Genomic DNA, 24519 nt, shown 5'->3' on the forward strand with positions numbered 1-24519 from the left:
CTCCTATCTTATTGATTATATTTCAATACCAATATAGTAACATCATCATCAATTTTACGTAAAATAAAATCCAGAAGGCTATTATAAATAGTACGAGCAATCTGAGAGGGGTTAGCGCTGTTATTTTCCTGCAGGATTCGGCCAACACGATCGCTGCCAAATCGGTCTCCTTTTAGGTTCGTTGCCTCAAGCAAACCGTCAGTCGTAAAAACAATCGTATCTCCTTTGTGCATGGTGATTTTCCGTACTTTTAAGAAAGGCGCAATATTCTTTACAAAGCCGAGAACTCTGCCTTCCCCCTGAATTTCGATTGCGTTCTTATATGAACTGATATACATTGACATCAGCGGAATACCGCAGTTCAAATAATAAATCGTATTAGTCGGAAAGTCGATAATACCAAAAAGTCCCGCAAAGAAAGTTCCGCGCGGCAGATTGTCCTTTATAAATCGGTTTACCTTTGTTATTAATTCCTTAAAATCTGAGATTGTCTGCAAATAGGTATGAATAATCGACTTTAAAATGACCATCGACATACTGGCGCTTAAACCCTTACCTGAAACATCCCCAATAAGGAACATTGCCCGTTTTTCGTTCAGCGTAATATAGTCGATAAAATCACCGCCGAGCTGGTGCGCGGAATATGCAATAGAATCCATTGAAAATCCATGCGATTCAAGCGTATTCTTATAGTTCTGAATGGATCCGATAATTTGATCGGACATTTCAACCTCGCGGTCGATCGTAACGGTAATATCCTGCTTGGAAATATTTCTCAGGTAATAAATTACCAAAAAGAAATATGAATACATATTGGACAATACACGTATGTCATACGGGGTATACTCCGCACTATGCGTTTTTGGCGCCAAAAGGATACAGCCGATAAGTTTTTGCCCCTCTCTCATAGTGATAAGGATTTCGGTTTGTGTTGTTTCAAAGATATTGAGCAGCTCACCTCTGATAGACTCATAGAGATAATTAGCAATAAGCTCCGTTTTAGTGATAACGACATTATTTTGATTAAGCAGATATTCAAAACAAGGGAGATTGGCGCTCATCGTATTATGATGGTCAAAGTCCGAATACACCGTCTGCAAATTCATATTTTCATCGCTGACAAGAATATCGAGGCCTTTACAGGTGATATACTGTTTCATAATTCTCGGAAAAGTCTCCAACACCGTATCGTGACCTTTACCAAAATCGAGTTTTTGCAGCTCTGCATCTAACTTTACTTCGTAGTCTGCTGTTTTACCAAAGACATATTCAAGCTTACCGGCAACAAAACTTCGGCTAAAGAAAAGAATAATACACGAAACCGTAATTAAAGCCATCCAACCGCCAACCGAAGGGATAAACTGCATAATAAGCGCTGTTGCAAAACCAGCAGCTCCGGCAAATAAAACAGTAAAAAAGATAAACCGGATAAGACCGAAGAGAATTTGCTTAATATCAAAAACACGCGTCAGCGAAAATATGGCATTGTCCAACGCCAACATAGCAACATACCCGAACGGTATAAACGAAAAAGCCCAAGAAAATATCAGAAAATAATGGCTTTCCGCAATCCATATAACGAGGCCGACTCCGACGGCAAGTCCGTGCAAAAACAGCTGCTGACGGTGAATATTGCTTTTAACGAAAATCATTTTTACAAAGACTATTGCAATTGAAATAACAGCGGTAAGAAATACATACACATATTGAAAAAGTCTAACGCCGCTCATACCCGGAAGTACATCACGCTGTAAAAAATAGAAGCCTCTCAGCGGATTCCATTGGAACCTGCCCACATAGAACACGATAAGCCCGATACCGGCGAGATGAAATACTACGTTAATCTTTTGAAGCACCTTATACGCTTTTAGTTCCGAAATGATAAATGCCATATTGATGATATGATATGATGCAAGCACCATAAAGAAAAAGGCACCGACGGATACGATACGCTGTATAGCGGCCTGTCCGTAAAACACCAAATGAATGGAAACTGCGATACAAAGTGCAACAAGCGTAGCAGGAACCGTAATCTTATTTAACAGAACATTAATACGATTCGATTGATGAAACGAAAGATACAATGAGTTTACAAGGAGTAAAACAGCGCCAAAATATGTAAAGAAAATTAACCCCATACATTATCCCTTTAATTTTACTGCTAAAATAGTAGTATCATCGCGGAAGGCTTTTGCAGCACTATAGTTAAGCCCCAATTCCGCTACTTTTGAGGTAATTGACGATGCGTCCGACGAAGCAAAAGATTTAATCGAGTCAATGTAAAGCTCATTACTGCCGAGTTCCACCCCTTCTTCATTGGTAATTTCGGGAATTCCGTCCGTCGTAATAACAAGCAAATCATTACGGTATAAAGGCTTTTCGGAAACCGTCACCGAATCGATATCAATAATTCCGATAACGGAACAATTTGAATCAAGCATCTTTACTTTATATCCTTCCGCCGCCCTCGTAAAGATCATCGGCGCTTCCATTGAAGCATTTACATAACGTATCTTCATAGCCTTAGTATCAATGAGTCCTAAAAATACAACAGTATATTTATCCAGCAGATTCATACGCTTAATAGCGCTGTCTATTGCAAAAATCAAACCGGCAAGGTCTTCTTTATTTTCCATAATCCTTATCGTGTTTACAACGACACCCATGACAAGCGCTGCAGCGAGTCCTTTGCCGGAAACGTCCCCCGTAATAACAAGGGTTTTATCTTCGTCAATAGGGATAATGTCATAATAGTCTCCCGATACGTTTACCAATGGCCGGAAATAAACGCCTATTTCCAGCTTGTCAAGCGCCGGTATCTTTTGCGGCAGGAATGCCCGCTGAGTATTGGCAACCATCTGCCATTCTTGCGCAAGTTCCGAATAATAGAGGAGCTGCGAAAGTGTTTTTTCGCGTCCGAAATAGTTTTTAAACTCCGTAAAAAACTGATGGAAAACTTCGGGTTCAACCGCACGGATATAGCGGCAGATAATAAAAAACCGTGCAGAACTATATGCAATGACCAAACCCCGCGCTTTTTTTCTATCAGTGATCATCTGCATATCCGAATCCAATAAATAAATATTTTCTCCCCAGTGATCCATCCATTCGACTGAAAACCGATGCGCCAGCTTTGCATATACATCAGGATCCGAGACATAAGCAGAAGTGCTGCTATATATAACCAAATCGGTGTCGGTATTGATAAGCAAGACAGAGCAATCAGCCTTGTATTCAAGTTCCTGTTGAATAGCTTCAATAAGGTTTTCACGAGTATAGCAAAAGCGCAATCTGTTGATAAAGGTGTCAAAAAGAGCAGTCTCGGTTTCTTGATACACCCTTTCCCGTACCTTGCGAGATAAAAAAGCTGTCCCAAGCGAGACCATAATGGAAGCAATAGCAAAGATTGCAAAAGCAAAACCGAAACGGGTAACAAAACTGAAATTAGGAAGCATCCGGTATTGTGTTACCATCAATGTAAGGTCTCTTGCCGAAATCAGCCGCCCTAAAAACGAAAAACGAGGACTCAACGCGAGCATAAAAGCTGAAAAAACCAAACTAATGCCGGTAAAAATAACTAATTTTCCCCAAAATTCCTGTTGTTTTCGTATCATGCACTACAACCTCATAACCATTTTAATTCACTTTTCATTTTTAAACGAATAACACCGACCTGTCTTTACCCGACCGGCCAGTGTTACTCCGTTAGTCCATACTATTATTTTTACCCTGTTCCCGTTATTTCATCATATTGACGGCAGGCTTCTCGCTGATCAGCGCAAGATCGCACCAGTCCCAGTCGGTAACGAACTGTTGATCCCAGCTCTTTGTCCGCTTGTTTACCGCGTACAATTTCATGCGGTAAGCAGTCGGAATCGCCGGAGCTTCTTCAAGGATATTCTCGTCCCATTCCTTATAAGCTTGAGCGCGGAACGCTTCGTCAAAAGAATCTTCGGAACTTATCTGAGAAAGCAGCGCTTCGTTTTTATCGTTTACCCAGCGGGGAAGATTGAACTGCGCAACCTTTCCATACAATCCTGACGGTTCGGGATTTGAACCGACACCCCATGCAGCGGAATACATCTCTACTGTCGGGTCATCATCCTGCAACTTATCATAGAACGCATTGAACTCGATTAAACGACCGTCGTTTAACGCGACATTTAAACCGACATCTTTCCAGTTTTGGATATAGTAATTAGCAATCGGAGCCGCCACATCGCTGCCGCTCATAAACATAAAATTGATCTTAAACGGTTTTCCGTCCGGCGTTTCGCGGTAGCCGTCCCCATCTACATCCTTATAACCTGCTTCGTCGAGTAACTTTTTTGCTTTTTCAGGATCATACGAATAGCCCTTCCGTGAGGCATCGTAAAAACCGGGATGATACGGCGTGATAAAGGAATTTGCCGTAACACGGAGCCCGTGGTAGTAGATGGCATTAATACCGTCGTTATCCATCGCATACCCGATCGCTTGACGCAATGCCTTATCTTTAAACTTACCACCGTCGGGAAACATTTCGCACATTTCTTTTTCTTTATTCCACACCCCGAATTTAAATGCGACGTATGTATAAGTATTTTCGATGTTACCGACAATATCGATATTATCGATTTTCATTTTCGGTTTTCCGTTTTCGTCAAAAAGCGTCTTCCCTTCGTCGTCAAGCTCGACAAATTGATCATATAAATCGGCTTTAAACTGAACGGCGTCAACCTCGCCTGCCTTTATTGCGGCAACAGCTGAAGTCGGCGCAATCCGCTTTACGATAAGCTTATCGATAGCCGGTTTTTTACCGAACCAATAGGGATTAGGCACATATTCGAGGATATCCCCTTCAACCATAGAATTAATCACAAATGGACCGCAGGAGAGCGGCGTTTTCCGTACACGGTCGTGGGAGGCCATTTCCGTCAGCGGAATATCTTTGAGGTAATGAGCAGGTTCCGCATCATACGTAATTCCCGCGCCCCATAAGATACCGGGAAAAAAGTTTTTAAAGGTAACTTCTACCGTTTTGTCATCTATCTTTTTGATGCCGGAAATAGTTTTTGCCTTCCCTTCATGGTATTCAACCATACCGACAACGTTTTCGTAATCACTGTCATAGCGGACACCCGTATAGTCGGGATGTCCGACACATTCATAGACAAAGATAATATCCTCAGCAGTCACGGGTACCCCATCAGACCACGTAAGCTTCTCGTTTATGTGATAGGTAGCGGTTTTTGCCTCGCGGTCGAATGTCATAGCACAGTAGCTGTCTTTAATTTCATGGTTCGGGCCATCGGTCATAAACTTACCGATCCGCGGACGCATCGCTTCATACGTAGGATTATCCTGATAGAGGAAGGTATTAAACACCCCCTGCCATGGCGTATCGTACACATAGCCGTATACGAATGTACCGCCGGGGATAGCCTCCCCTTCCCGCTCGATCATTTGCGGAAACATCAGTTTTAATGTTTTATCTCCTGCATCGTCCCCGCCGCTCTGTGCAGTCTGTTTTTGCTCAGTCTTACCGCCGCAGCTTGCAAGAGCCACCATTACCGCGCATAAAAACGCAGCAATTTTTAACCTCTTTGACATTGTACTCCTCCCATAAAAAGTCAAGAAGAAAGTATCAACTTTCGATTGACTTTTTACGCACGTTCGCAACAAAGTGAGAACGTGCAGATGATATACAAGTTTGCAAGGCAAACTTGGGTAAATAAAAGCCGTGCCATTTGTACGGTTTTTATTTTACACTTCTCCTGATTTATTTATAACGCTGTTTTGCATCGGATGCGCGTTTGATCGTTTGTCCGACATAGTTAATACACAGCATTAACACCATAATTAAAATCGACGCAGGCAGCCATACCCACAGCTTACCGGAAATGGTTCCCGGATCACGCGCATAGCCGATCAGCGTACCGAGCGACGGCGACGTCGGCGGAAGCCCGAAGCCTAAGAAGCTCATCCCCGTTTCGATACCGATATTCCCCGCCATACCGAGCGTAAAATCGACAATAATGATAGAAGCGATATTCGGTAAAATACCGCCGTACATAATTTTAAAATCACCGGTACCCATAATGCGCGATGCGTTTACATAATCGCGGCGGTTTTCCGATAACGCTTTACTGCGCACAAGCCGAGTAACTCCCGTCCAATAAAAAGCGGACATAATAAAAATAAACGTCCAAATATTATAGGTCGGCACAATGGTTACAAAGACGATAATCAGCATAACGACCGGCAAAATCATAATAAAGTCGCAGATACGCATGATGATGTTATCAACCCTTCCGCCGTAAAAGCCAGTGATTAAACCGAAAAGCATCCCGACGATTTCGGTAAGAATGGTTACGCTGAAAGCAATTAAAATGGAATTACGCGCACCGATAATCAGCTGCGGCAGAATCGGACGTCCGCCGAGGTCTGCACCGAGCAGGAATTTTTTACCGGGCACCGAAAATTTATCCCGTAAACTTACCTTCATAACCGCTTCCGTATCCAGTACAAAGCCGCCGATGATGATAACGGTAAAGATAATAACCAATATACCGAGCGCAACAATTGCCGCCTTATCATGTTTAAATTCCGTCTTTACAATCTTCCAAAACGACGGCACGGAAGACATCTCTTTTAATGTCGCCTCATCTATGGTATCAATATCAAATGCCGTTTTTTCCATATTTACTCCTTAGTCAATTCTGATACGGGGATCGACAATTATCATAATAATGTCGGAAATCAAGCTGCCGAACAGGGCGAGCGTGCCGTACAATAAGGTCAACGCATTGATAATAGAATAATCACGCGACATAATAGATTCGATGAACAGCAAGCCCATTCCCTGATACATAAAAATCGTTTCGATAAATATCGAACCCGCAAGCAGACCCGTTACCGTAAAGCCGAAAAAAGCCGCTATCGGCAAAAGGGAATTGCGGAAAATATGGTGCGTATACACCTTGTCGATGGGCACGCCTTTACTCCGCGCCGTTTTAACGTAATCTTGGCTTTTTGCATCGATAACTTCGTTGCGCAGGTACTGTACGATGCCGGTTGTACGCAATACCGCCGCCGTAATTGCAGGCAACAGCATGTGATATATTCTGCTTACAATATAACGACCGCTATGTCCCATCGCATCCAGCCCGACAAACCCCGACGTTGGGAAAATCCTGAGCCGGTAACCGAAGAGCAATAGGCTCAACAGCGCAAGAATAAACGTCGGGATTGCATACGTGATAAAGTTATAGACCAGCACCGCCTTATCGAATTTAGACCCATTATAGCGGCCGGCACGTATACCGAGCGGAACGGCAATGGCATACGTTAACACAACGGTTAAAAGCGAAAGCCACAAGGTATTTTGCGCAGGTAATTTGATTTTATCCGTTACCGGGATTTTATAGGTATAGGACACGCCAAAATCGCCGTGCAGCAGAATGCGTCCCATCCAGTTCTTATACTGTACCGGCCACGGATCATTTAAACCGGCTTTTTCCCGCAGCTCTTCGATACGGCTTGCCTTAATGTTAGGATTGCCGACCAGTCCGGTAAAGGGATCGCCGGGCATCATTTTTCCAATTAAAAAAACCAAAATACTCAATATAAACAGCTGCGGTATCATAATAAGGATACGGCGTACTATTGTTTTCCACATACTCTCCCCCTAATCCTTCAGCGCAGCGTAATGGGTGTCGCTTATTTTCTTTAAATCGTACACTCGCCCTTCGGGACTAAAGTAACGTTCCGATTCACGCTCATATATTTCATCAATCTCGGCACGGCGCTTTTTATATTCGTCACGTATTTCGACATTCATTTCAGGGATTGCCGCAATAAGCCTCTTGGTGTAGATATGCATCGGATTGCGATAAATATCATCCCGTGTTCCCGCCTCTACGAATCGACCGCGGTACATAATATAGATGTAATCGCACATGTGTTTGACAACGCCGAGGTCGTGCGAAATAAATAGATAGCTCAGCATAAATTCACGCTGAATCTCTTTAAGGAAGTTGAGAATTTGCGCCTGTACCGAAAGGTCAAGCGCGGAAACCGGTTCGTCCGCCACAATGAGCCGCGGATTAACCGCTATTGAACGCGCAACACCGATACGCTGCCGCTGCCCACCGGAAAATTCATACGGGTATTTATATAAGCCGTCGGGCGGTATTCCGACAATCTGCAACAGCGACAGAACCTTCTTTAATTCTTCATGTTTGGAAAGCCGCTCAAAGTTTCTGATGGGTTCCGCAATGATGTCTCGGATGCGCTTTTTGGGGTCGAGGCTCGACATAACGTCCTGAAATACCATCTGAACGTTTTCGTTGTATTTAATCTTTCTCCGCTGAGCCTTCGTATTTACGAGGTTTCCTTCGTAGCGGATTTCGCCGCCGGTAGGCTGTTCCAATCCGACAATCGCTTTGCCGATGGTCGTTTTTCCGGAACCGGACTCCCCGATCAGACCGTAGGTTTTTCCTTCTTCAATTTGAAAAGAAACGCCGTCCACCGCCCGCACGTGATCTTGAATTGTGTTAAAAAAGCCGCCGCGGATAGGAAAATGCACTTTTAAATCTTTTACTTCCAATAATGCCATATCCGCCTCCTCTAAACCTCACCCTCGAACCGGAAATTTTTCCAGCAGGAGCAGCGGACAAAATGTCCGGGACTTACTTCGTGCAAGACCGGAGACTCTTCGTGTTCTTCGGCCGGAATCCACGGTATACGGTCGGCAAAACGGCAGCCCGTATGCTTGAGTTTTTTAAGCGACGGCACCATACCTTTAATAACGTGCAGCATATCATCGTCTTTATCCGCCTGCGGAATCGATTTAAGCAAAGAACGCGTATAAGGATGCAAGGGATGAGTAAACAGTTCCTGCACGGTAGCAAGTTCGACAATCTGCCCCGCATACATAACCGCAACACGGTCGGCAACCTGCGCGACAACGCCGAGGTCATGAGTGATAAGGATGATACCCGCCTTGTGCTCTTCCTGCAGGTCTTTAATAAGATCAAGAATCTGCGCTTGGATGGTTACGTCGAGCGCTGTTGTCGGCTCATCGGCAATGATAAGCGACGGATTACAGGACAGCGCCGTTGCGATAAGTACCCGCTGCCGCATTCCGCCGGAAAGCTCATGCGGAAACCGCTGCGCCGTACGCTTGGGGTTCTGGATACCGACATCGTTTAAAAGCTGTAAAACCCGCTCTTGCCGCTCTTTTTCGTTGAGACTGGTGTGGTACAACAGAGCTTCTTCAATCTGCTTCCCTACCCGCTGCAGCGGATTAAGCGAAGCAAGCGGATCCTGAAAGATAAATCCGATATCTTTTCCGCGGATTTTGTTCATCTCATTTTCTGAAAGCGTCAGCAAGTCCCTGCCGTTCAGTAAAATTTCACCCGAAACGCGGGTAAAGCGCATATCGTGCAGTCCCATAACGGACATCGCAACGGTACTTTTACCGCAGCCGGATTCCCCTACAATAGCAAGCATCTCATTGGGATGAACGTCAAACGACACGCCATCAACAGCATCATAGTAGCTGCCGTCGATACGGAAAGCCGTGTGCAAATTTTTAACGGTCAATAAATTGTTTTGTTCCATGGTAGTTCACTGTATTTATAACCTTTTTTTAATAACTCTATAACACGGTATCACGGATACGCAAATTTTGCAACCGCATTCTTACACTCTTACACTCTACAGCACATATTTTTCTAAAAAGCGGGCGATACCGTCCTCGTTATTGGTGTAGTCCGTTACTGCGTACGCAATATCTTTGATAGCGTCGTGGCCGTTTTTCATGGCGATGCCGTATCCCGCAAGGCGGATCATCGTTTCGTCGTTCATGCTGTCGCCGAATGCCATCACTGCCTCATTTTTGATACCGAGTAGCCATGCCAGCTCTTGCAGGAACTCCCCCTTACCGGTATCCAATGGAATGATTTCCAAAAAATACGGCTTACTGGTAAACAGGACAGCCCGCGTACCGAACCGCTTTCTAAACTCCGGTTCGACGGCAGCGATAATATCAGGCTCCGCAGGAATGAGCAATTTATACACCGGCTTGGTGCGCAAAATTTCCCGATAATCATCCGGTATGACAACCTTCATTTTTGTCAGATGCGCATCCCGATCCGAAAAAACAGTCCGTTTAGCGATGTAAATGGTATCGTCAAAGTAGAGATGGCAGGAAAGATTTTGCGACTCTATATAATCGTAAATCTCAATCGCAAGATCGGCGCCGAGACGGCGGCTGATGATTTCCAGCTTCATATCGGAGGTCAATATCTGCGTCCCGTTGTTGCACAGGATATAGCTTTCCGTTTTATCCGAACCGATCCGCTGCGCATACGAATGTACCGAACGAGGACTTCTCCCCGAAGCGAGCAATGTCAGTACACCCTTTTTCATCAAGGCCTGTAAAACCGATACCGTATAATCGGAGATGGTCAGATCATCCCGCAAAAGGGTATCGTCCAAATCCATTGCGATAATTTCTATGTTTTTTAACTTTTCCATTACAGCGGCTCGCCTTTCAGCAATTTACCGATACGCTCAAGCGCAACCCGTATTTTACTGATGTCGGTAGCGTAGCAGCAGCGGACAAAGCCTTCGCCGCCGCTTCCGAACACGTGCCCGGGCACAACAGCAACTTTGTAGTCGGTAATCAGCTTAACCGCAAAATCTTCCGAACTTAAACCGGTACTACGGATATCGACAAAGAGGTAAAATGCACCGTCGGGCGTTATATAAGGAAGATTCATCGAATCAAAACTCTTCATCATCAAGTTACGCCGCTGCCGGTAGGAAACCCGCATCCGCTCAACCTCGTCCCAGCCGCGTTCCAATCCTTCCAGCGCCGCATATTGGCTCATAATCGGAGCGCAGATTGCCGCATACTGATGAATTTTATGAATTTGAGCCATCAGCTCCTGCGGGCAGGCGATAAACCCGATACGCCAGCCGGTCATCGCAAAGGACTTTGAAAACCCGTTGAGGATAATACAGTAATCCTTCATTCCGGGGAAAGAACCGATAGATGTATGCGGCGCTTCGTACCGAAGTTCGCAATACACCTCGTCGGACAGCGCCCAAATCTTATGCTCTTTAACGACGGCGGCGATCTTTTCCATCTCATCAGCAGGAATCATCGTACCGGTGGGATTGTTCGGGCTGCAGATAATCAGCGCCTTGGTCTTCGGCGTAATAAGCGCTTCGATGGCTGCCGCCGTCGGGATAAAGTTATCCGCCGAGGTATCCAGCCCGACCGGTTTCGCCCCGCAGAGCGCTACCAAGGGCTGATACGAAACATAGCACGGTTCCGCAACAATCACCTCGTCCCCCGGATTCAGGATGGAACGGAACACAATATCGATTGCTTCCGAAACGCCAAAGGTAATCAGCACCTCATTTTTAGGAGAATACGACATACCGTAGCGGGTTAAATAGTTTGCAATCGCCTTGCGGAGCGGTTCAAGCCCCCAGTTTGAAGTATAGGATGTATGCCCGCATTCGAGATGATACCACGCTTCCTCGCGCATAACCCACGGCGTTGCGAAATCAGGCTCCCCTACCCCCAACGAGATAATATCATCTTTTCCTGCAGCAAGCTCAAAAAAACGGCGGATACCGGAAGGAGCGACGCTCACAATTCGGTTGGAAAATTTATCGGGTCTATCCATTATGCGGTAATCTCTTCGCGGGGATCTTTTTTGGGGTCGATATAATACGTTCCGTTTTCCTTGTAGGTCTTGAGCACAAAATGCGTACGTGTGCTGATCACTCCTTCCAGCGACGCGAGCTTTTCCGACACGAAAAAGGCAACCTCTTTTAAGTCTTTTCCTTCAACCAGCACATGCAAATCGTATCCGCCGGACATCAGCTGTACCGTCTTTACCTGCGGGTACCGATATATCCGCTCCGCAATGCGGTCAAATCCGTGTTCCCTCGCCGGTGCAACCTGAATTTCTATCATCGCAGATACCGTATCGCTGCTTGCAAGCCGTTCACGGTTGATAACCGCAGCATATTTTAAGATGATGCCCTCATCCTCTAATTTTTTAATGGCAGCGCGAACCTCTTCCTCGGACTTACCCGTCATTGCGGCAATATCCTGCGGACTCAGCCGCGCATCGTTTTCCAATAAATCGATGATTTCCTGCATAACAGCTCCTTGGTAATCCGGTTCTATTCCAGCGGGGCAAAATAGCCGGTTTCATCCCTGCCCGAACGGGTTAGAAGCCGTACCTCAAGCTCTACCGGTAAATAGGCACGGCCGAAGTCGGTTGGCAATGTAGAGGTATAACTTAGCTGATACGAGCCTATAGGTTTGGCAATTAAATCTTCAATAATCGGAGAAAGCCCCTGTTCGGCATAGATATACGTACTCATCCCACCCGTTTTTGTGCAAAGATACGAAAGCTCAGGAGGCAATGTGCGTGGCTTTAGATTAACCGTATAAAAACGGATACCGTTGTTGGTCATATATGCAGCAAGATCGTTTAAGCTGTACTGTTTAAAGCTGTCGGAACCGATATCTTCAAACGACAAGAACACGATAGCCCGCTTGGGAGCCGCGTTAATCAGCTCCCCACTTGCGAGCCGCAATGCAAGATCACAATTCCATATCGGCGACCACGCCGCCTTTAATTTCAGCGGCTGCGATAAAAGCGCTTCGGGAGAAAACTTACCCTCCAGCACCGGCAGTTGAGAAGCCGACACAAGAGAAATTTTTCCTTTCCCTTGCATTGCCTCGGCAAGCTCTTTAACTACCGTCTTAACCAGCTCCAATTCTTTTTCCGATTGAGGCGAGCGCTCGATTACAACGGCAATATCGCAGCCGGTATTGAGGTAGGCGGCGCCCTTTAAAGTAAAATCATTGACTTGCCGATTCGATTCGGTGAGGAAAAAATTATTCGCCGTTAAGCCGACCAGCGGCTGCCCCATCCGGTTTTCTACGCGGACATCGACGGTAACCGTCGGGAACTTATCGGCATAGACGCGGTCGAAGCGGACAAACAAACCGCCCGCCAGTTCGTTGATATGAGAAAAAACCTGAATATTTCCGTTTTTATAATCGGCCAACAAAAGACTGCCGTTAGCATCGGGAATTGCCGCGGTTACACGGGCAGGCGCATTACCTAAACTCGCAACAGTATACAAACTCGCCAAGCCGATATCGACCAAATACACCTTATTGGCGCAGGACACCAAAAGATTGTTTTTCCATACCCGCATCGATTCCGCCTGTACGACACTCTTATCCGGCAGCAGCGTTCTGATATAGTTTCCTGCCGTATCAAACACATAGATAGAGCCTTTTACCGAATCCGCAACGTAAACCAAATCATCCAAGATTGCGATACCTGCCGGAGCGGTAAAGCCCGGGAATATACCGCTACGCTGCCCGAATGTAAAAAGGCCTTCCCCGTCCGGAGAAAACACCACGACGCGGGCGTTGCCGAAGTCCGTTACAAAGATATTTCCGTAAGAATCATACGCCAAAAACTGAGGCCCGATGCACTGCCCGTCTCCTCTTCCTCTCGTGCCGAATGACTTAATGAATTTACCGTCTTTGGTAAGCAACGAAAGCCGATCGGCGGCAAATTCCGAGATGAGCAAATTCCCGTTTTTAAGCGGTAAAATATCGAACGGGCGGTCAAAGCCCTGCAAGGGACCGCTCGTCCGGTCAAGTACGATGCCGTTAATATCGAAGTGAACCAATTCGTTGGAGCCGTAGGCGACTACCCAGAAACTGCCGTCGCCCATTGCCGCAACCGAAAGCGGCTGCCTAAAAAAGACTTCTTTTCCGTGTTTTGACTCGAATACGGCGGTTTCTACATAGCGCACCGATTCTGCAAAATCGGGCTGAGAACTGCGCCGTTCCTTAACAACTTCTATTTTATTTTTTAACAGCTGCCCGCCGTATCCCGAAGCGGAAGCCGCCGACCATTGTTCCAGCGCGGCGCCCTCTATGCCGGATCGGTAATAGGCTTGTCCGAGCCAATCCAAAATAAGCGGGTCGCCGGGAATATGTGTGAGGGCTTTTTCAAACAGCAGAATCGCTTCGTTAAAGGTTCCGCGATAATACGCCTGCACGCCGCGGCGGAATTCTTCAAATCCGTGGTCTTTGTCGGCGGAACTTAAACGAGGCTGCAGACTGTTTGTTTGCGCAGTCAGCGCTATACCGCTGCACAATAAAAGCAGCATTAAACCGGCTGTTTGCAATAGTCTCTTTATACGCATGATACTTATCCTTTTGACAATTTTCTAAAAACATAAAAGTTAGGAGCAGACTCGCAATATTCCTCTTAGCTGCTCATAATACGCTGCAAATGGCGCTTAATTATTTCATTATCGGGAAGCTGTGCATCCGCTCGCTGAATATATGTGCGAGCTTCAGTATCAAAGCCCATCTTGTAATATGTCCACGCCAGCGAATCCAAATAGGCGGGATTATCAGGCTGCGCGTCGAGCGCCTTTTTGCACAAGATTAAAGCCCGAGTTAAATCTTTTTCGGTATCGGCAAGAATATAGCCGAGTCCATTAAGCGCAGTGGAATTATCGGGATCAAGCTCCAGCGCTTTTTCATAAAGCTCAAGCGCCTTATCGACCTTCTCTTGCTCATACGCCAAATACGCCATCGAGGTATGTACCTGCGGAGAATCATATCCTGCATCCAAAAGTTTTGAAAGCTCAAATTCCGCCAAACGGACACGGCCTGTTTTTGTATAAATAAAGGCTAAAATAAGCCGGCATTGATATACACGGGCAATATCGGTTCCCGCAGTGATAATCTGCTCCAAGTAGACAAGCGCATTATCATATTGTAAAAGGCTCGCATAACAGAGACCGATATAATACGCCAAGTCAAAATTGAGTTCAGTATCTTTAGAAGATATCTTTAAAAATGCGGCGAGCGCATCCTCATATCGATTCTCCCGATACAGCTGTACCCCTTCTTTAAGAATCGTATCCATTTAGTTTCTCCCTCATAGTATGCGTACTCCGCCGGAAGGCTTAACTTTATAGTACAAAGGCTTAAATCCGAAAATACGTTCATAGTCGCCCAGTTTTTCAATATAGATTTGGATATCGTTCGCTCTTAGAATGCTGTAGGTGCATCCGCCGAATCCCCTTCCCGTCAAGCGAGAGCACACAATATCGTTCATATCGGGCGTTACAAATTCCATAGCCCGTTTTACCAGCCAATCCAATTCGGGACAGGAAATTTCAAAGCGGTCGCGCAAGTTTTCTTGAGAGCGTGTTACAATGCGCGAAAACACCACCCAATCGTTTTTCTTTAAGGCGGCGATAGCGTCATCGACACTGATGGATTCGCGGATAATATATAGTACCCGCCGCCGTACCGATTCGGGAATGGCAAGCTCTTCAAGATCACTTTCGGCAAGCTTACTGAAATCCTGAGGAATATCCGGCATCTTTTTTACCCGCTCGTAGGCTTCCATACATTCCTGAATTCTATGGTTCAGCTCCTCGCGCGCCAACAAACGGGGAACCCGCGAATCCGTCAAAATGATCCGGTAGTTACTGATGGGGAAAGGATAAATATCAGCCGTCTTCCGCCGATGATTTGTCCGTATGCAGTGTCCCGCCTTTGCATATAATGCGCACAAAATATCCGCACGGTGAGGATAGGTATTAAGATGCTGCACGTTTGCATTCTCCAAAATATCGACAAGATCAGCTTTCGTAAGCCGCGGCGCAAATACCTTCCGTAACGCCATCGCCGTTGCAACCTTGAGCGCATTCGGCGTACCGAGCCCCGCATCCGCCGGTATTTCGGAAAGGATGGTAAAATTGAGTCCTGTCATCTCAATCCCTTGATCCATAAAAGAAAGAATAACAGCCTTTATCGAATTTGCCCAACGATCTTCTTTACGATACCGAAGGTTGGCAGCTGCAACTTTTTTCCGCTCTTTGAGCGACAGAGAAAGGAACCGATAATTAGAATCTTTTCGTTTTGAAACACAAAGATACAGATAATGATCGATTGCCATCGAAAGCGTATTGCCCTGTGCAAACCATGTATGCTCACCTAAAAGGTGAAAGCGCCCGGGAACCGCAACGGTTACTTCCGGCTCATCTCCATATTCGTCTACATGAAACGGTAGAATCTTCTGCATGCTTTCTATAATATCCCTTATATTGAAACAATTCAAGAAAAATGATTAAATTACCTCAAAATTATGTCGGTTATTTCATCTTTTCTAGCGGTTTTATGCTCTGCGGTGCTGCTTTCACTAGGGATACCGAATGAATACCTGTATTTCGGGTCGGCTTTCTTCGGCATTATTGCACTGATACCGTTATATACCGCATTTTGCATCATCCCGAGCCGACGGCGCACGGCATGGATGTTCGGCGCAATGATAGCCCTTGTCCATCTGTTCTCCAGTTTTTGGCTGGCGTATTTTGAAAACTTTGCAATTTTTACGCTCGGCGCTTCCACCGTCGCTTATTTCTTCCTCGGCTTTCTTTTCGGACACTGGTTTTATTATGCAATGAAGCTGCCGCCGGCTCTGCGTCCGTTTGCCTTTGCGGGCTTGTGGACACTCTGGGAATGGTTTAAGGGAAGCGGTTTTGTCGCCTATCCGTGGGGCAGCCTTTCGATGACAACATTATCGCTGCGGCCGCTCATTCAAATAGCAGATATTACCGGCGTATGGGGAATAACCTTTCTTGTTGCATTGATTTCCGCGCTCCTTGCAGAAATAATCCGTGCAGCAGAAGATGTAACCACCGGTTTTTCCAAGCTGCACGGCAGACCGTTACTCCGCCCACTGATCTTTACCGCCGGTCTATTGCTGCTGGTCAACGGATACGGACTTTTCCGCATGTATCAAAAAAGAACGCCGCAACAGAACCTCACCCTTGTGTTAGTACAGCAAAACACCGATCCGTGGGTCTACGGCCTCGATTTATTTTTTGATAATTTGTATAACACCCAAAAGCTTACCGAAAAGGCAATTACCGAATCGCCGGTGCGGCCTGACCTCATCGTATGGAACGAAAGCAGCCTTGCATACGGGTATGATCAATTTCAAGATTATTACCGGCAGCGTCCATTTCAAGAATCCTTTACCGATTTTTTGCAGCGGATGGATATTCCCATTTTAACAGGCTCCCCGCTTTTACAGGATGCCGAACGCGAAAAATACGCAAATTCCGTCTATCTTATCGCACCGGACGGAACGGTACTCGACACCTATTCAAAGATACAGCTGATCTGCTTTGCGGAATATATTCCCTTTATCGACCATCCGTTTGTGCAGCGCTTTTTCGACTCGCTGGTCGGTTTTTCGTCGGGATGGGCGCCGGGAACGGAATATAAAGCGATGACGTTCACCGCACAAAATGGAAACGATGTCCGCTTCGCCGCGCCCATCTGTTTTGAAGATGCCTTTCCGACACTCTGCGCCGATTTGCATAATCAAAAAAGCAATATCTTGATTAACCTGACCAATGATTCGTGGTCTAAAACGGCGAGTGCGGAATACCAGCATTTTGCCGTCGCCTATTTCCGTGCAATAGAACTACGGACGCCGCTTGTCCGCTCTACCAACGGCGGCTATACCTGCGTTGTCGATCCCGTCGGGACTGTTACCGCAAGCCTTCCGCTCTTTACTACCGATGCATTAAGCGTTTCCGTCCCGATCTATCCGTACCAACCAACTTTTTATGCACAATGGAAAGACTGGCTGCCCGCGCTTTTTTTAGCGATTGCGCTTATCACTGCTACCGCATACCGGTTCAACCCCGTGTTTTGTAAAAAAGCGGTGGTGTATATGGAACATCCGCTCGAATGGCTCTCCCCTGCCGAACGAAAAAAGCGGCAACGGAAACAGCTCTGGAAAAAGCCGTGGTTTAGGAAGCAGCGGAAGTTTATTAAAGAATTCCGGGAGTAACTGCATGGCTTTACCATTTGAGCATATTATAGACAAATACCGCGAAAACTCAACTTCCGAACGTAACATGGGAGACAAGTTTGAACGGCTTATGCAAGCCTACCTTTTAACCAAACCAACATATAAAAACCTTTTATCAAACGTATGGCTTTGGGCAGATTTTCCTTATAAAGCCCAATTCGGAACCGGTGGAAAGGACACGGGCATTGATATTGTATGCCGTGCTCACGATGGCGATTATTGGGCAGTTCAGTGCAAATGCTATCAAGCAGATAAGAAAATCGATAAGGCAATGGTAGACTCCTTTGTTTCCACATCTTCATTTAAATTTCAAACACAAGACGGCGAAAAAAACTTCAGCTTTAGGATTTGGATTGACACCACGTATGGCGGTTTTAATGCAGAGGCACAGAATGTAATCGAGAAGCTCGGTATCGGGCGAATCGGCTTAATTGATCTCAAAAACGATGACGTAAACTGGGAAGAATTGGATGCCGGCAAAAAAGGAAATGAAGCACGTGTCAAAAAATACGAGCTACTTTCCCACCAAAAAGAAGCGTACAACGCTGCAACACAATATTATAAAACCTACGACCGTGGAAAACTCATCATGGCGTGTGGCACCGGTAAAACGTTTACATCGCTCAGAATTGCGGAGGTCTTGGCGACCGAAAGCCGACTGGTGCTGTTCCTTGTTCCGTCAATCGCACTTTTGAGCCAAACCTTAAAGGAATGGTCGGCACAAAGCAAAGAAAACCTCTATCCTATCTGTATCTGTTCGGATGCCCATGCAAGCGACAAAGCGGAGGATTCAATTTCAGACCTCGTTCTTCCTGCAACGACGGATTCTGCAAAAGTTCATAGGCAATTTGTTGACTATAGAAACCGTCTGAAAACTGAAGGTGGAATGATAGTCGTATTCAGCACCTACCAGTCAATCGACGTAATCGGTACCGTCCAAAAAGACATAAACAGACGTGAAAAAGATTCATTTCTCTTTGACTTGATTATTTGCGATGAAGCACACAGAACTACCGGTATAACACAAAAGGATAAATCTCAGTCTGCATTCACGAAGGTACATTCCAACGATAATATCAACGCAAAAAAGCGTCTGTATATGACTGCCACTCCCCGGCTATATTCAAGCGAAGCGCAAGCAAAGGCAAAAGAAAATGAAGCTCTCGTTTGGTCTATGGATGCCCCTGAATGGTTCGGTGAAGAAATCTACCGTATCGGCTTCGGTGCGGCAGTTGAAAAGCAGCTACTTTCCGATTACAAGGTAATCGTACTGACACTCGATGAACATTCAGTGTCGCCGGAAGTTCAAAAAAGCATTATAGACGGACACTCCGAAATCAAAATGACCGATGCGATAAAACTCATCGGCTGTATCAATGTACTTTCAAAACGCACAAGCTATCTTACCGACAAGGAGCTATTCAGCGATGTCGATCCTGAACCGATGAAGAGCGCTGTTGCGTTCTGTTCGAGTATCAAAAATTCAAAGTATTTAAAAGATAGCTTTAATGTATGTCGAAAAGCATATTATGGAAAGCTTTCTGAAACGGAACGAGAGCAACTCGTTTTAGTGGACGCTTCCCATATTGACGGCACTATGGGAAGCACCGTCCGGGAAGAAAAACTTGACTGGCTCAAGCACGCTGATCCGAACAAAAACGAGTGCCGAATTTTAAATAATGTGCGATGTCTTTCCGAAGGTGTCGATGTCCCGAGCCTTGACGCTATTATGTTCCTTTCCAGCCGTAACAGCCAAGTCGACGTCGTTCAGTCGGTCGGCCGCGTTATGCGGAAAGCCGAAGGTAAAAAATTCGGCTACATCATCATTCCTGTGATTGTACCGGCGAATAAAAATGCCAATGAAGTTCTGGACACAAGCGATGACTTTAAAATCGTATGGAGCGTCTTGAATGCGCTGCGGGCGCACGACGACCGTTTTAATGCAACGATCAATAAAATTGAACTGAATAAAAAGAAACCTAAAATTATCAATGTATCCGGCGGAGGAAATTTCGGTGGAAAACCGGTAGGCGAAAATGAGGACGACGGCGGAGCGGAAGCGGTACAGGGAGTTTTAGACTTTGATGAACTGCAGCAAGAGCTTTACGAGAAATTCAAGAGTCTTACCGAACAGGTTTTTGCAAAGATTGTAAACAAATGCGGAAGCAGACGTTATTGGGCTGACTGGGGTAAAGACGTAAGCGAAATTGCCAAGCGAAACATCGAGCGCATACATAAGCTTATTTCAATCGAAGGTACGCACAAGGAAAAATTTACCTCTTACTGGGAAGGTCTCAAAAAGAATCTCAATCCAAGCGTAAGCCAATCGGAAGCAGTTGAAATGCTCGCCCAACATATCATTACAAAACCCGTGTTTGAAGCTCTATTCGGAAATGATCGCTTCACAAAAGAAAATCCCGTTTCAAAATCACTGGAAGACATCGTTGCTTTACTCGATGAAAAATCAGCCCCGGAAGATTTGGAAAAACTCGAGCGATTCTACAAATCGGTTCAGCAGAGAGTCGAAGGAATCGACAACGCGGAAGGAAAACAAAAAATCGTCGTGGAGCTGTACGACTCTTTCTTTAAGAACGCCTTTCCACTGACGGTAGAAAAACTCGGCATTGTGTATACGCCGGTTCCGGTCGTTGATTTTATCATAAGGAGTGTCGAGTGGGTGTTGAATAAAGAATTCGGCCGTTCAATCAGCGACGAAAGGGTTAATGTAATTGATCCGTTTACCGGCACCGGTACATTCATCACGCGCCTTTTACAGTTGGGGATTATCAAGCCGGAGGACTTGGAGCGGAAATACAGGCACGAGATTTTTGCGAACGAAATAGTCCTTTTAGCCTACTACATCGCAAGCGTGAACATAGAAAATGCCTACCACGATTTAAGCGGCAAGGATACCTACGAGCCGTTCGGCGGTATCTGTTTGACAGACACATTCCAGCTTTACGAAACCGGAGAGCCGACTTTAGATGACAGGATATTCAGAGAAAACAGCGACCGTGTGAATGAACAAAAAAAACAGCCGATTACCGTCGTTATGGGAAATCCTCCGTATTCAATCGGGCAGAAGTCGGCTAATGACAATGCACAAAACCAAAGATATCCAAAACTTGAAGAGCGTATCGCAACCACGTATGTAAAAGAATCTGAAGCAGGATTAAATAAGTCAGCTTATGACTCTTATATTAAAGCATTCCGGTGGGCAAGCGATAGGATCACCGCATCAATGCCCGCCCTCGGGGTAATAGCCTTCGTCTCAAACGGGAGCTTTCTGGACAACAATGCGCAGGATGGGTTCAGAAAAACGCTGGAAAAGGAGTTCGAAAGGGTTTATGTATTCAATTTGAGGGGCAATCAGAGAACGAGCGGAGAACTCTCCAGAAGGGAAGGAGGGAAGATTTTCGGCAGCGGAAGCCGAACTCCGATAGCGATTACAGTCTTGGTCAAAAAGGAGACGGCATAGTGGCTTTTGTTTCAAATGGGAGTTGGCTGGACGGTAACGCACAAGACGGATTCAGAAAAACAATCGAAAAAGAATTCAGCAAGGTCTATGTATTCAATCTCCGAGGCAACTGTAGAACAAGCGGAGAACTCCGCAAAAAGGAAGCGGGAAATGTGTTCGGACTTGGCAGCCGTACACCAATCGCAGTGACGATACTTGTAAAAAAAAGTGAGAAATCAGATGAATAACCATAGAGCGGAAATTTATTACTACGACATAGGCGACTATTTGAGTCGTGAACAGAAACTGGATATAATCACAAAATTCAAGAGCATGGAGAATCTACCATTCACACAACTTACTCCAAATGAACATGGTGATTGGATAAATCAGAGAAACAATACATTCGCAACATGGATTCCAATAGAAGCGGATAAAAAATTTGATTCTACCTCACAGTCTTTCTTTACGACTTATGCTATCGGTGTTGCGACTAACCGTGATAGTTGGGTTTACAATTATTCAAGAGCTGCTTTAAAAGAAAATATGCAGCAAATGATTGCCTATTATAATGAGCAACGAAATATTTTTGCAGAAAAAACAAAGTTGAATAAAGACTTAAAAGTTGACGATATTGTGGAAAACGATGCCTCAAAAATTAACTGGACGCGCGGGATAAAAAAACTTTTAGAGCTCAACGTCAAAATTGAATTGAAAGACAGCGACCTTATAACAGGTATCTATAGACCATTTATAGAACAGAATTTCTATTTTTCTAACAGTGTTATTGAAATGCCCGGTTTAAGCAAAAAGCTCTTCCCCACACCAAATCATAAAAACCTTGTCATTTGTGTGAACGGTCTCGGCGGTAACAAAGAACCATCCGTACTTATTTCAGATTGTATAGTTGACCTCAACTCTCAAGAAGCCGGCTCTCAATGCTTCCCTCTCTATTGGTACGAAACGATTGAGACGAAGCAGCATTCGCTCTTTGATGACGGCGCAAAAATCGTAAGACATGAAGCAATTAGCGACTTCATATTAAACCGTGCTCAACAAAAATATGGAAACAATGTTCAGCGTGAAGATATTTTCTATTATGTTTACGGCATCCTGCATTCAAAATCCTACCGAGAAACATTCAGCGCCGACCTCAAAAAAATGCTTCCCCGTATTCCGCTCGTAAGCGACCGGCAAAAGTTCCGGGCATTTAGTGAGTCAGGCCGTAAGCTTGCCGACTTGCATTTGAATTATGAAGAAGTTGAACCCTATCCGGACATACAGGTAAGCTCGCTTAAATATGTTCAGTACAATACCGAAATGCAGAATGTATACAACGATGAGCTTATGGCAGCAGAGCCAAATCCACAGGTTATACCGGAGAATGAAACCGACTACAAGTATTATGCAGTGGAGCAGATGAAGTTCCCGAAAAAAGGCGAGAAAGGCACGATTGTATACAATCACTGGCATACCATAAAAAATATTCCGGAAAAAGCGTACGAGTATGTCGTAAACGGAAAGCCTGCAATTGAGTGGATTATGGAGCGCTACGCGGTAACGACGGATAAAAAATCCGGAATAAAGAATGATCCGAATGATTGGTCCCGTGAACATAACAAACCCTGCTATATTTTGGACTTGCTCCTGAGTGTCATCAACGTATCGGTTCAGACCGTAGACATTGTGAACGAACTGCCGGAAGTAGACTGGGATAAGGAATAATTAAAAAACATTATCCAAGTTTAAATACATCGCCATTAATCTCATTGAACAAAGATTCGATATACAGAAAGCCCCTATCGAAAAACGGCAAAAACTGATAAACTGATCACGATCGGTAAGAGTCTGTATTTTCAAAAATTGTGATACCGGATACGAAAGTTTTTATGGGAGATATAATCATGAATACAACCGAACAAAATCCCGCAAGGGAGGTACCCTTTTTTAGACCGTCGTTCGACCGCAGAGAAGAAGAAGCGGCAATCCGCGTGCTGCACTCGGGATGGCTGACGACCGGCAAGGAAACGCTCGCCTTTGAAAAAGAGTTTGCCGATATGGTACACAGCCCGTACGCACTGGCAGTTAATTCCGCATCAAACGGATTGATGCTCGCGATGGAAGCCTTCGGAATCGGCAAGGGTACCAAAATACTCACCAGCCCGTACACCTTTGTCTCGACTGCGACCAGCGCCTTGCACCTCGGCGGAGAAGCGGTCTATGCGGATATCGAAGCGGACTCCTACAGTATCGATCCTGAAAAAATCGAAGATAAACTCAAACAGGATAAGAGCATTAAAGCGATTGTGCCTATCCATATCGCAGGAAATCTCTGCAATATGAAAGCGATTAACAGCCTTGCAAAGAAATACAACGTCGCGGTTATTGAAGACGCAGCCCATGCCTTTCCTGCAAAAACGGCAGACGGCTACGGCGGCACTTTCGGCGACGCGGGCGTGTTCTCTTTTTATGCTACCAAAACCATCACAACCGGAGAAGGCGGTATGATCTGCGTCCGTAATCCCGAAGCGGCGGAACGCATTAAGCTGATGCGCTCCCACGGTATCAACCGCACAATATGGGATCGCTACACCGACAAACACGCCAGCTGGCAATACGATGTCGTCGCGGAAGGCTACAAATGCAACCTGCCGGATATTTTATCGGCAATCGGCAGGGTTCAGCTGCAAAAGGCGGAAGAGTTTTACCGAAAACGGACGCTTATCGCCGAACGCTTTACCCGCGCCTTTGAACCGTTCGACTTTTTTCAAGTTCCGCCGGACGGAGCAGGCAATGCGTGGCATCTCTACATCCTCCGCATCGTACCGGAAACGCTTTCCGTCGGCAGGGATGACTTTGCCCGCGCACTGCAGGAACGGGGACTTGGCATTTCAGTCCACTTTATCCCCCACTTTGAACTGACCTTCCTAAAAGAGCGGTACGGACTGCGCGCGCAGGACTTCCCCAATGCGGCAGCGCACTATGCACAGAGCATCAGCCTTCCGTTCTGGCCGGATATGAGCGATGAGGATGTACAGTACGTTATCGATACGGTCATCGACACCGCTAAGAAGTTCCGCCGATAGGGAAGGAAAACAGGGATTTGAC

General features: G+C 45.6%; 18 protein-coding genes. 5 read left to right on the forward strand and 13 right to left on the reverse strand.

The window, feature by feature from the left end; translation table 11 throughout:
• Positions 1-8: 8 nt before the first annotated feature.
• The 13 genes from GWP40_RS07755 to GWP40_RS07815 all read right to left on the reverse strand — a co-directional run bounded on the left by GWP40_RS07755 (position 9) and on the right by GWP40_RS07815 (position 16151).
• Entirely contained in the window at positions 9-2138 is a 2130-nt protein-coding gene (locus GWP40_RS07755; protein ID WP_212564863.1) for a PP2C family protein-serine/threonine phosphatase, read from the reverse strand.
• Between the two features lie 3 nt (positions 2139-2141).
• Positions 2142-3614, reverse strand: coding sequence for a PP2C family protein-serine/threonine phosphatase (locus GWP40_RS07760; RefSeq protein ID WP_212564864.1), 1473 nt, complete (start codon positions 3612-3614; stop codon positions 2142-2144).
• A gap of 124 nt (positions 3615-3738) precedes the next feature.
• Complete coding sequence (locus GWP40_RS07765) at positions 3739-5592, reverse strand: oligopeptide ABC transporter substrate-binding protein (RefSeq protein WP_212564865.1); 1854 nt, start codon at positions 5590-5592, stop codon at positions 3739-3741.
• 169 nt (positions 5593-5761) lie between these two features.
• Positions 5762-6682 carry an ABC transporter permease gene (locus tag GWP40_RS07770; protein WP_212564866.1) on the reverse strand — a complete coding sequence of 307 codons (921 nt, stop codon included), beginning with the start codon at positions 6680-6682 and terminating at the stop codon, positions 5762-5764.
• 9 nt (positions 6683-6691) lie between these two features.
• Positions 6692-7660: an ABC transporter permease gene (locus GWP40_RS07775; protein ID WP_212564867.1), complete on the reverse strand. Its 969-nt coding sequence runs from the start codon at positions 7658-7660 to the stop codon at positions 6692-6694.
• Between the two features lie 9 nt (positions 7661-7669).
• Entirely contained in the window at positions 7670-8599 is a 930-nt protein-coding gene (locus tag GWP40_RS07780) for an ATP-binding cassette domain-containing protein (protein ID WP_212564868.1), read from the reverse strand.
• A gap of 11 nt (positions 8600-8610) precedes the next feature.
• Positions 8611-9606 (reverse strand): ABC transporter ATP-binding protein, encoded by a 996-nt coding sequence (locus GWP40_RS07785; protein ID WP_212564869.1) that lies wholly within the window; start codon positions 9604-9606, stop codon positions 8611-8613.
• 96 nt (positions 9607-9702) lie between these two features.
• On the reverse strand, positions 9703-10524 hold the full coding sequence (locus GWP40_RS07790) for a Cof-type HAD-IIB family hydrolase (RefSeq protein ID WP_212564870.1): 822 nt from the start codon (positions 10522-10524) through the stop codon (positions 9703-9705).
• Positions 10524-11690 carry an aminotransferase class I/II-fold pyridoxal phosphate-dependent enzyme gene (locus GWP40_RS07795; protein WP_212566577.1) on the reverse strand — a complete coding sequence of 389 codons (1167 nt, stop codon included), beginning with the start codon at positions 11688-11690 and terminating at the stop codon, positions 10524-10526. The genes GWP40_RS07790 and GWP40_RS07795 overlap by 1 nt, the downstream gene beginning before the upstream one ends.
• Positions 11687-12169: an Lrp/AsnC family transcriptional regulator gene (locus GWP40_RS07800; protein WP_016523627.1), complete on the reverse strand. Its 483-nt coding sequence runs from the start codon at positions 12167-12169 to the stop codon at positions 11687-11689. Before GWP40_RS07800 ends, GWP40_RS07795 begins: the two co-directional genes overlap by 4 nt.
• 23 nt (positions 12170-12192) lie before the next feature.
• The gene (locus GWP40_RS07805) at positions 12193-14250 is read right to left on the reverse strand and encodes a hypothetical protein (protein WP_212564871.1); all 2058 of its coding nucleotides are present in this window, start codon (positions 14248-14250) and stop codon (positions 12193-12195) included.
• Between the two features lie 65 nt (positions 14251-14315).
• Positions 14316-14984: a tetratricopeptide repeat protein gene (locus tag GWP40_RS07810; protein ID WP_212564872.1), complete on the reverse strand. Its 669-nt coding sequence runs from the start codon at positions 14982-14984 to the stop codon at positions 14316-14318.
• A 12-nt stretch (positions 14985-14996) separates the two neighbouring features.
• Entirely contained in the window at positions 14997-16151 is a 1155-nt protein-coding gene (locus tag GWP40_RS07815) for a galactokinase (RefSeq protein ID WP_212564873.1), read from the reverse strand.
• Positions 16152-16214: 63 nt separating this feature from the next.
• Here GWP40_RS07815 and lnt point away from each other — a divergent pair, with 63 nt between their 5' ends.
• From lnt to GWP40_RS07840, 5 genes are all read left to right on the forward strand, one after another.
• Positions 16215-17933 (forward strand): apolipoprotein N-acyltransferase, encoded by a 1719-nt coding sequence (lnt, locus tag GWP40_RS07820; RefSeq protein ID WP_212564874.1) that lies wholly within the window; start codon positions 16215-16217, stop codon positions 17931-17933.
• A 4-nt stretch (positions 17934-17937) separates the two neighbouring features.
• Positions 17938-21432 carry a restriction endonuclease gene (locus GWP40_RS07825; RefSeq protein ID WP_212564875.1) on the forward strand — a complete coding sequence of 1165 codons (3495 nt, stop codon included), beginning with the start codon at positions 17938-17940 and terminating at the stop codon, positions 21430-21432.
• On the forward strand, positions 21432-21659 hold the full coding sequence (locus GWP40_RS07830) for a hypothetical protein (protein WP_212564876.1): 228 nt from the start codon (positions 21432-21434) through the stop codon (positions 21657-21659). The genes GWP40_RS07825 and GWP40_RS07830 overlap by 1 nt, the downstream gene beginning before the upstream one ends.
• Complete coding sequence (locus GWP40_RS07835) at positions 21652-23136, forward strand: type ISP restriction/modification enzyme (RefSeq protein WP_212564877.1); 1485 nt, start codon at positions 21652-21654, stop codon at positions 23134-23136. The genes GWP40_RS07830 and GWP40_RS07835 overlap by 8 nt, the downstream gene beginning before the upstream one ends.
• A gap of 179 nt (positions 23137-23315) precedes the next feature.
• Positions 23316-24497 (forward strand): DegT/DnrJ/EryC1/StrS aminotransferase family protein, encoded by a 1182-nt coding sequence (locus tag GWP40_RS07840; RefSeq protein ID WP_212564878.1) that lies wholly within the window; start codon positions 23316-23318, stop codon positions 24495-24497.
• The last annotated feature ends 22 nt before the right edge of the window (positions 24498-24519 follow it).

This window comes from Treponema vincentii (assembly GCF_018336815.1).
GTDB lineage: Bacteria > Spirochaetota > Spirochaetia > Treponematales > Treponemataceae > Treponema.

Coding starts and splice junctions, on each gene's coding strand:
- GWP40_RS07755 (WP_212564863.1), bottom strand. CDS start 2,138: ATGGGGTTAATTTTCTTTACATATTTTGGCGCTGTTTTACTCCTTGTA.
- GWP40_RS07760 (WP_212564864.1), bottom strand. CDS start 3,614: ATGATACGAAAACAACAGGAATTTTGGGGAAAATTAGTTATTTTTACC.
- GWP40_RS07765 (WP_212564865.1), bottom strand. CDS start 5,592: ATGTCAAAGAGGTTAAAAATTGCTGCGTTTTTATGCGCGGTAATGGTG.
- GWP40_RS07770 (WP_212564866.1), bottom strand. CDS start 6,682: ATGGAAAAAACGGCATTTGATATTGATACCATAGATGAGGCGACATTA.
- GWP40_RS07775 (WP_212564867.1), bottom strand. CDS start 7,660: ATGTGGAAAACAATAGTACGCCGTATCCTTATTATGATACCGCAGCTG.
- GWP40_RS07780 (WP_212564868.1), bottom strand. CDS start 8,599: ATGGCATTATTGGAAGTAAAAGATTTAAAAGTGCATTTTCCTATCCGC.
- GWP40_RS07785 (WP_212564869.1), bottom strand. CDS start 9,606: ATGGAACAAAACAATTTATTGACCGTTAAAAATTTGCACACGGCTTTC.
- GWP40_RS07790 (WP_212564870.1), bottom strand. CDS start 10,524: ATGGAAAAGTTAAAAAACATAGAAATTATCGCAATGGATTTGGACGAT.
- GWP40_RS07800 (WP_016523627.1), bottom strand. CDS start 12,169: ATGCAGGAAATCATCGATTTATTGGAAAACGATGCGCGGCTGAGTCCG.
- GWP40_RS07805 (WP_212564871.1), bottom strand. CDS start 14,250: ATGCGTATAAAGAGACTATTGCAAACAGCCGGTTTAATGCTGCTTTTA.
- GWP40_RS07810 (WP_212564872.1), bottom strand. CDS start 14,984: ATGGATACGATTCTTAAAGAAGGGGTACAGCTGTATCGGGAGAATCGA.
- GWP40_RS07815 (WP_212564873.1), bottom strand. CDS start 16,151: ATGCAGAAGATTCTACCGTTTCATGTAGACGAATATGGAGATGAGCCG.
- lnt (WP_212564874.1), top strand. CDS start 16,215: ATGTCGGTTATTTCATCTTTTCTAGCGGTTTTATGCTCTGCGGTGCTG.
- GWP40_RS07825 (WP_212564875.1), top strand. CDS start 17,938: ATGGCTTTACCATTTGAGCATATTATAGACAAATACCGCGAAAACTCA.
- GWP40_RS07835 (WP_212564877.1), top strand. CDS start 21,652: ATGAATAACCATAGAGCGGAAATTTATTACTACGACATAGGCGACTAT.
- GWP40_RS07840 (WP_212564878.1), top strand. CDS start 23,316: ATGAATACAACCGAACAAAATCCCGCAAGGGAGGTACCCTTTTTTAGA.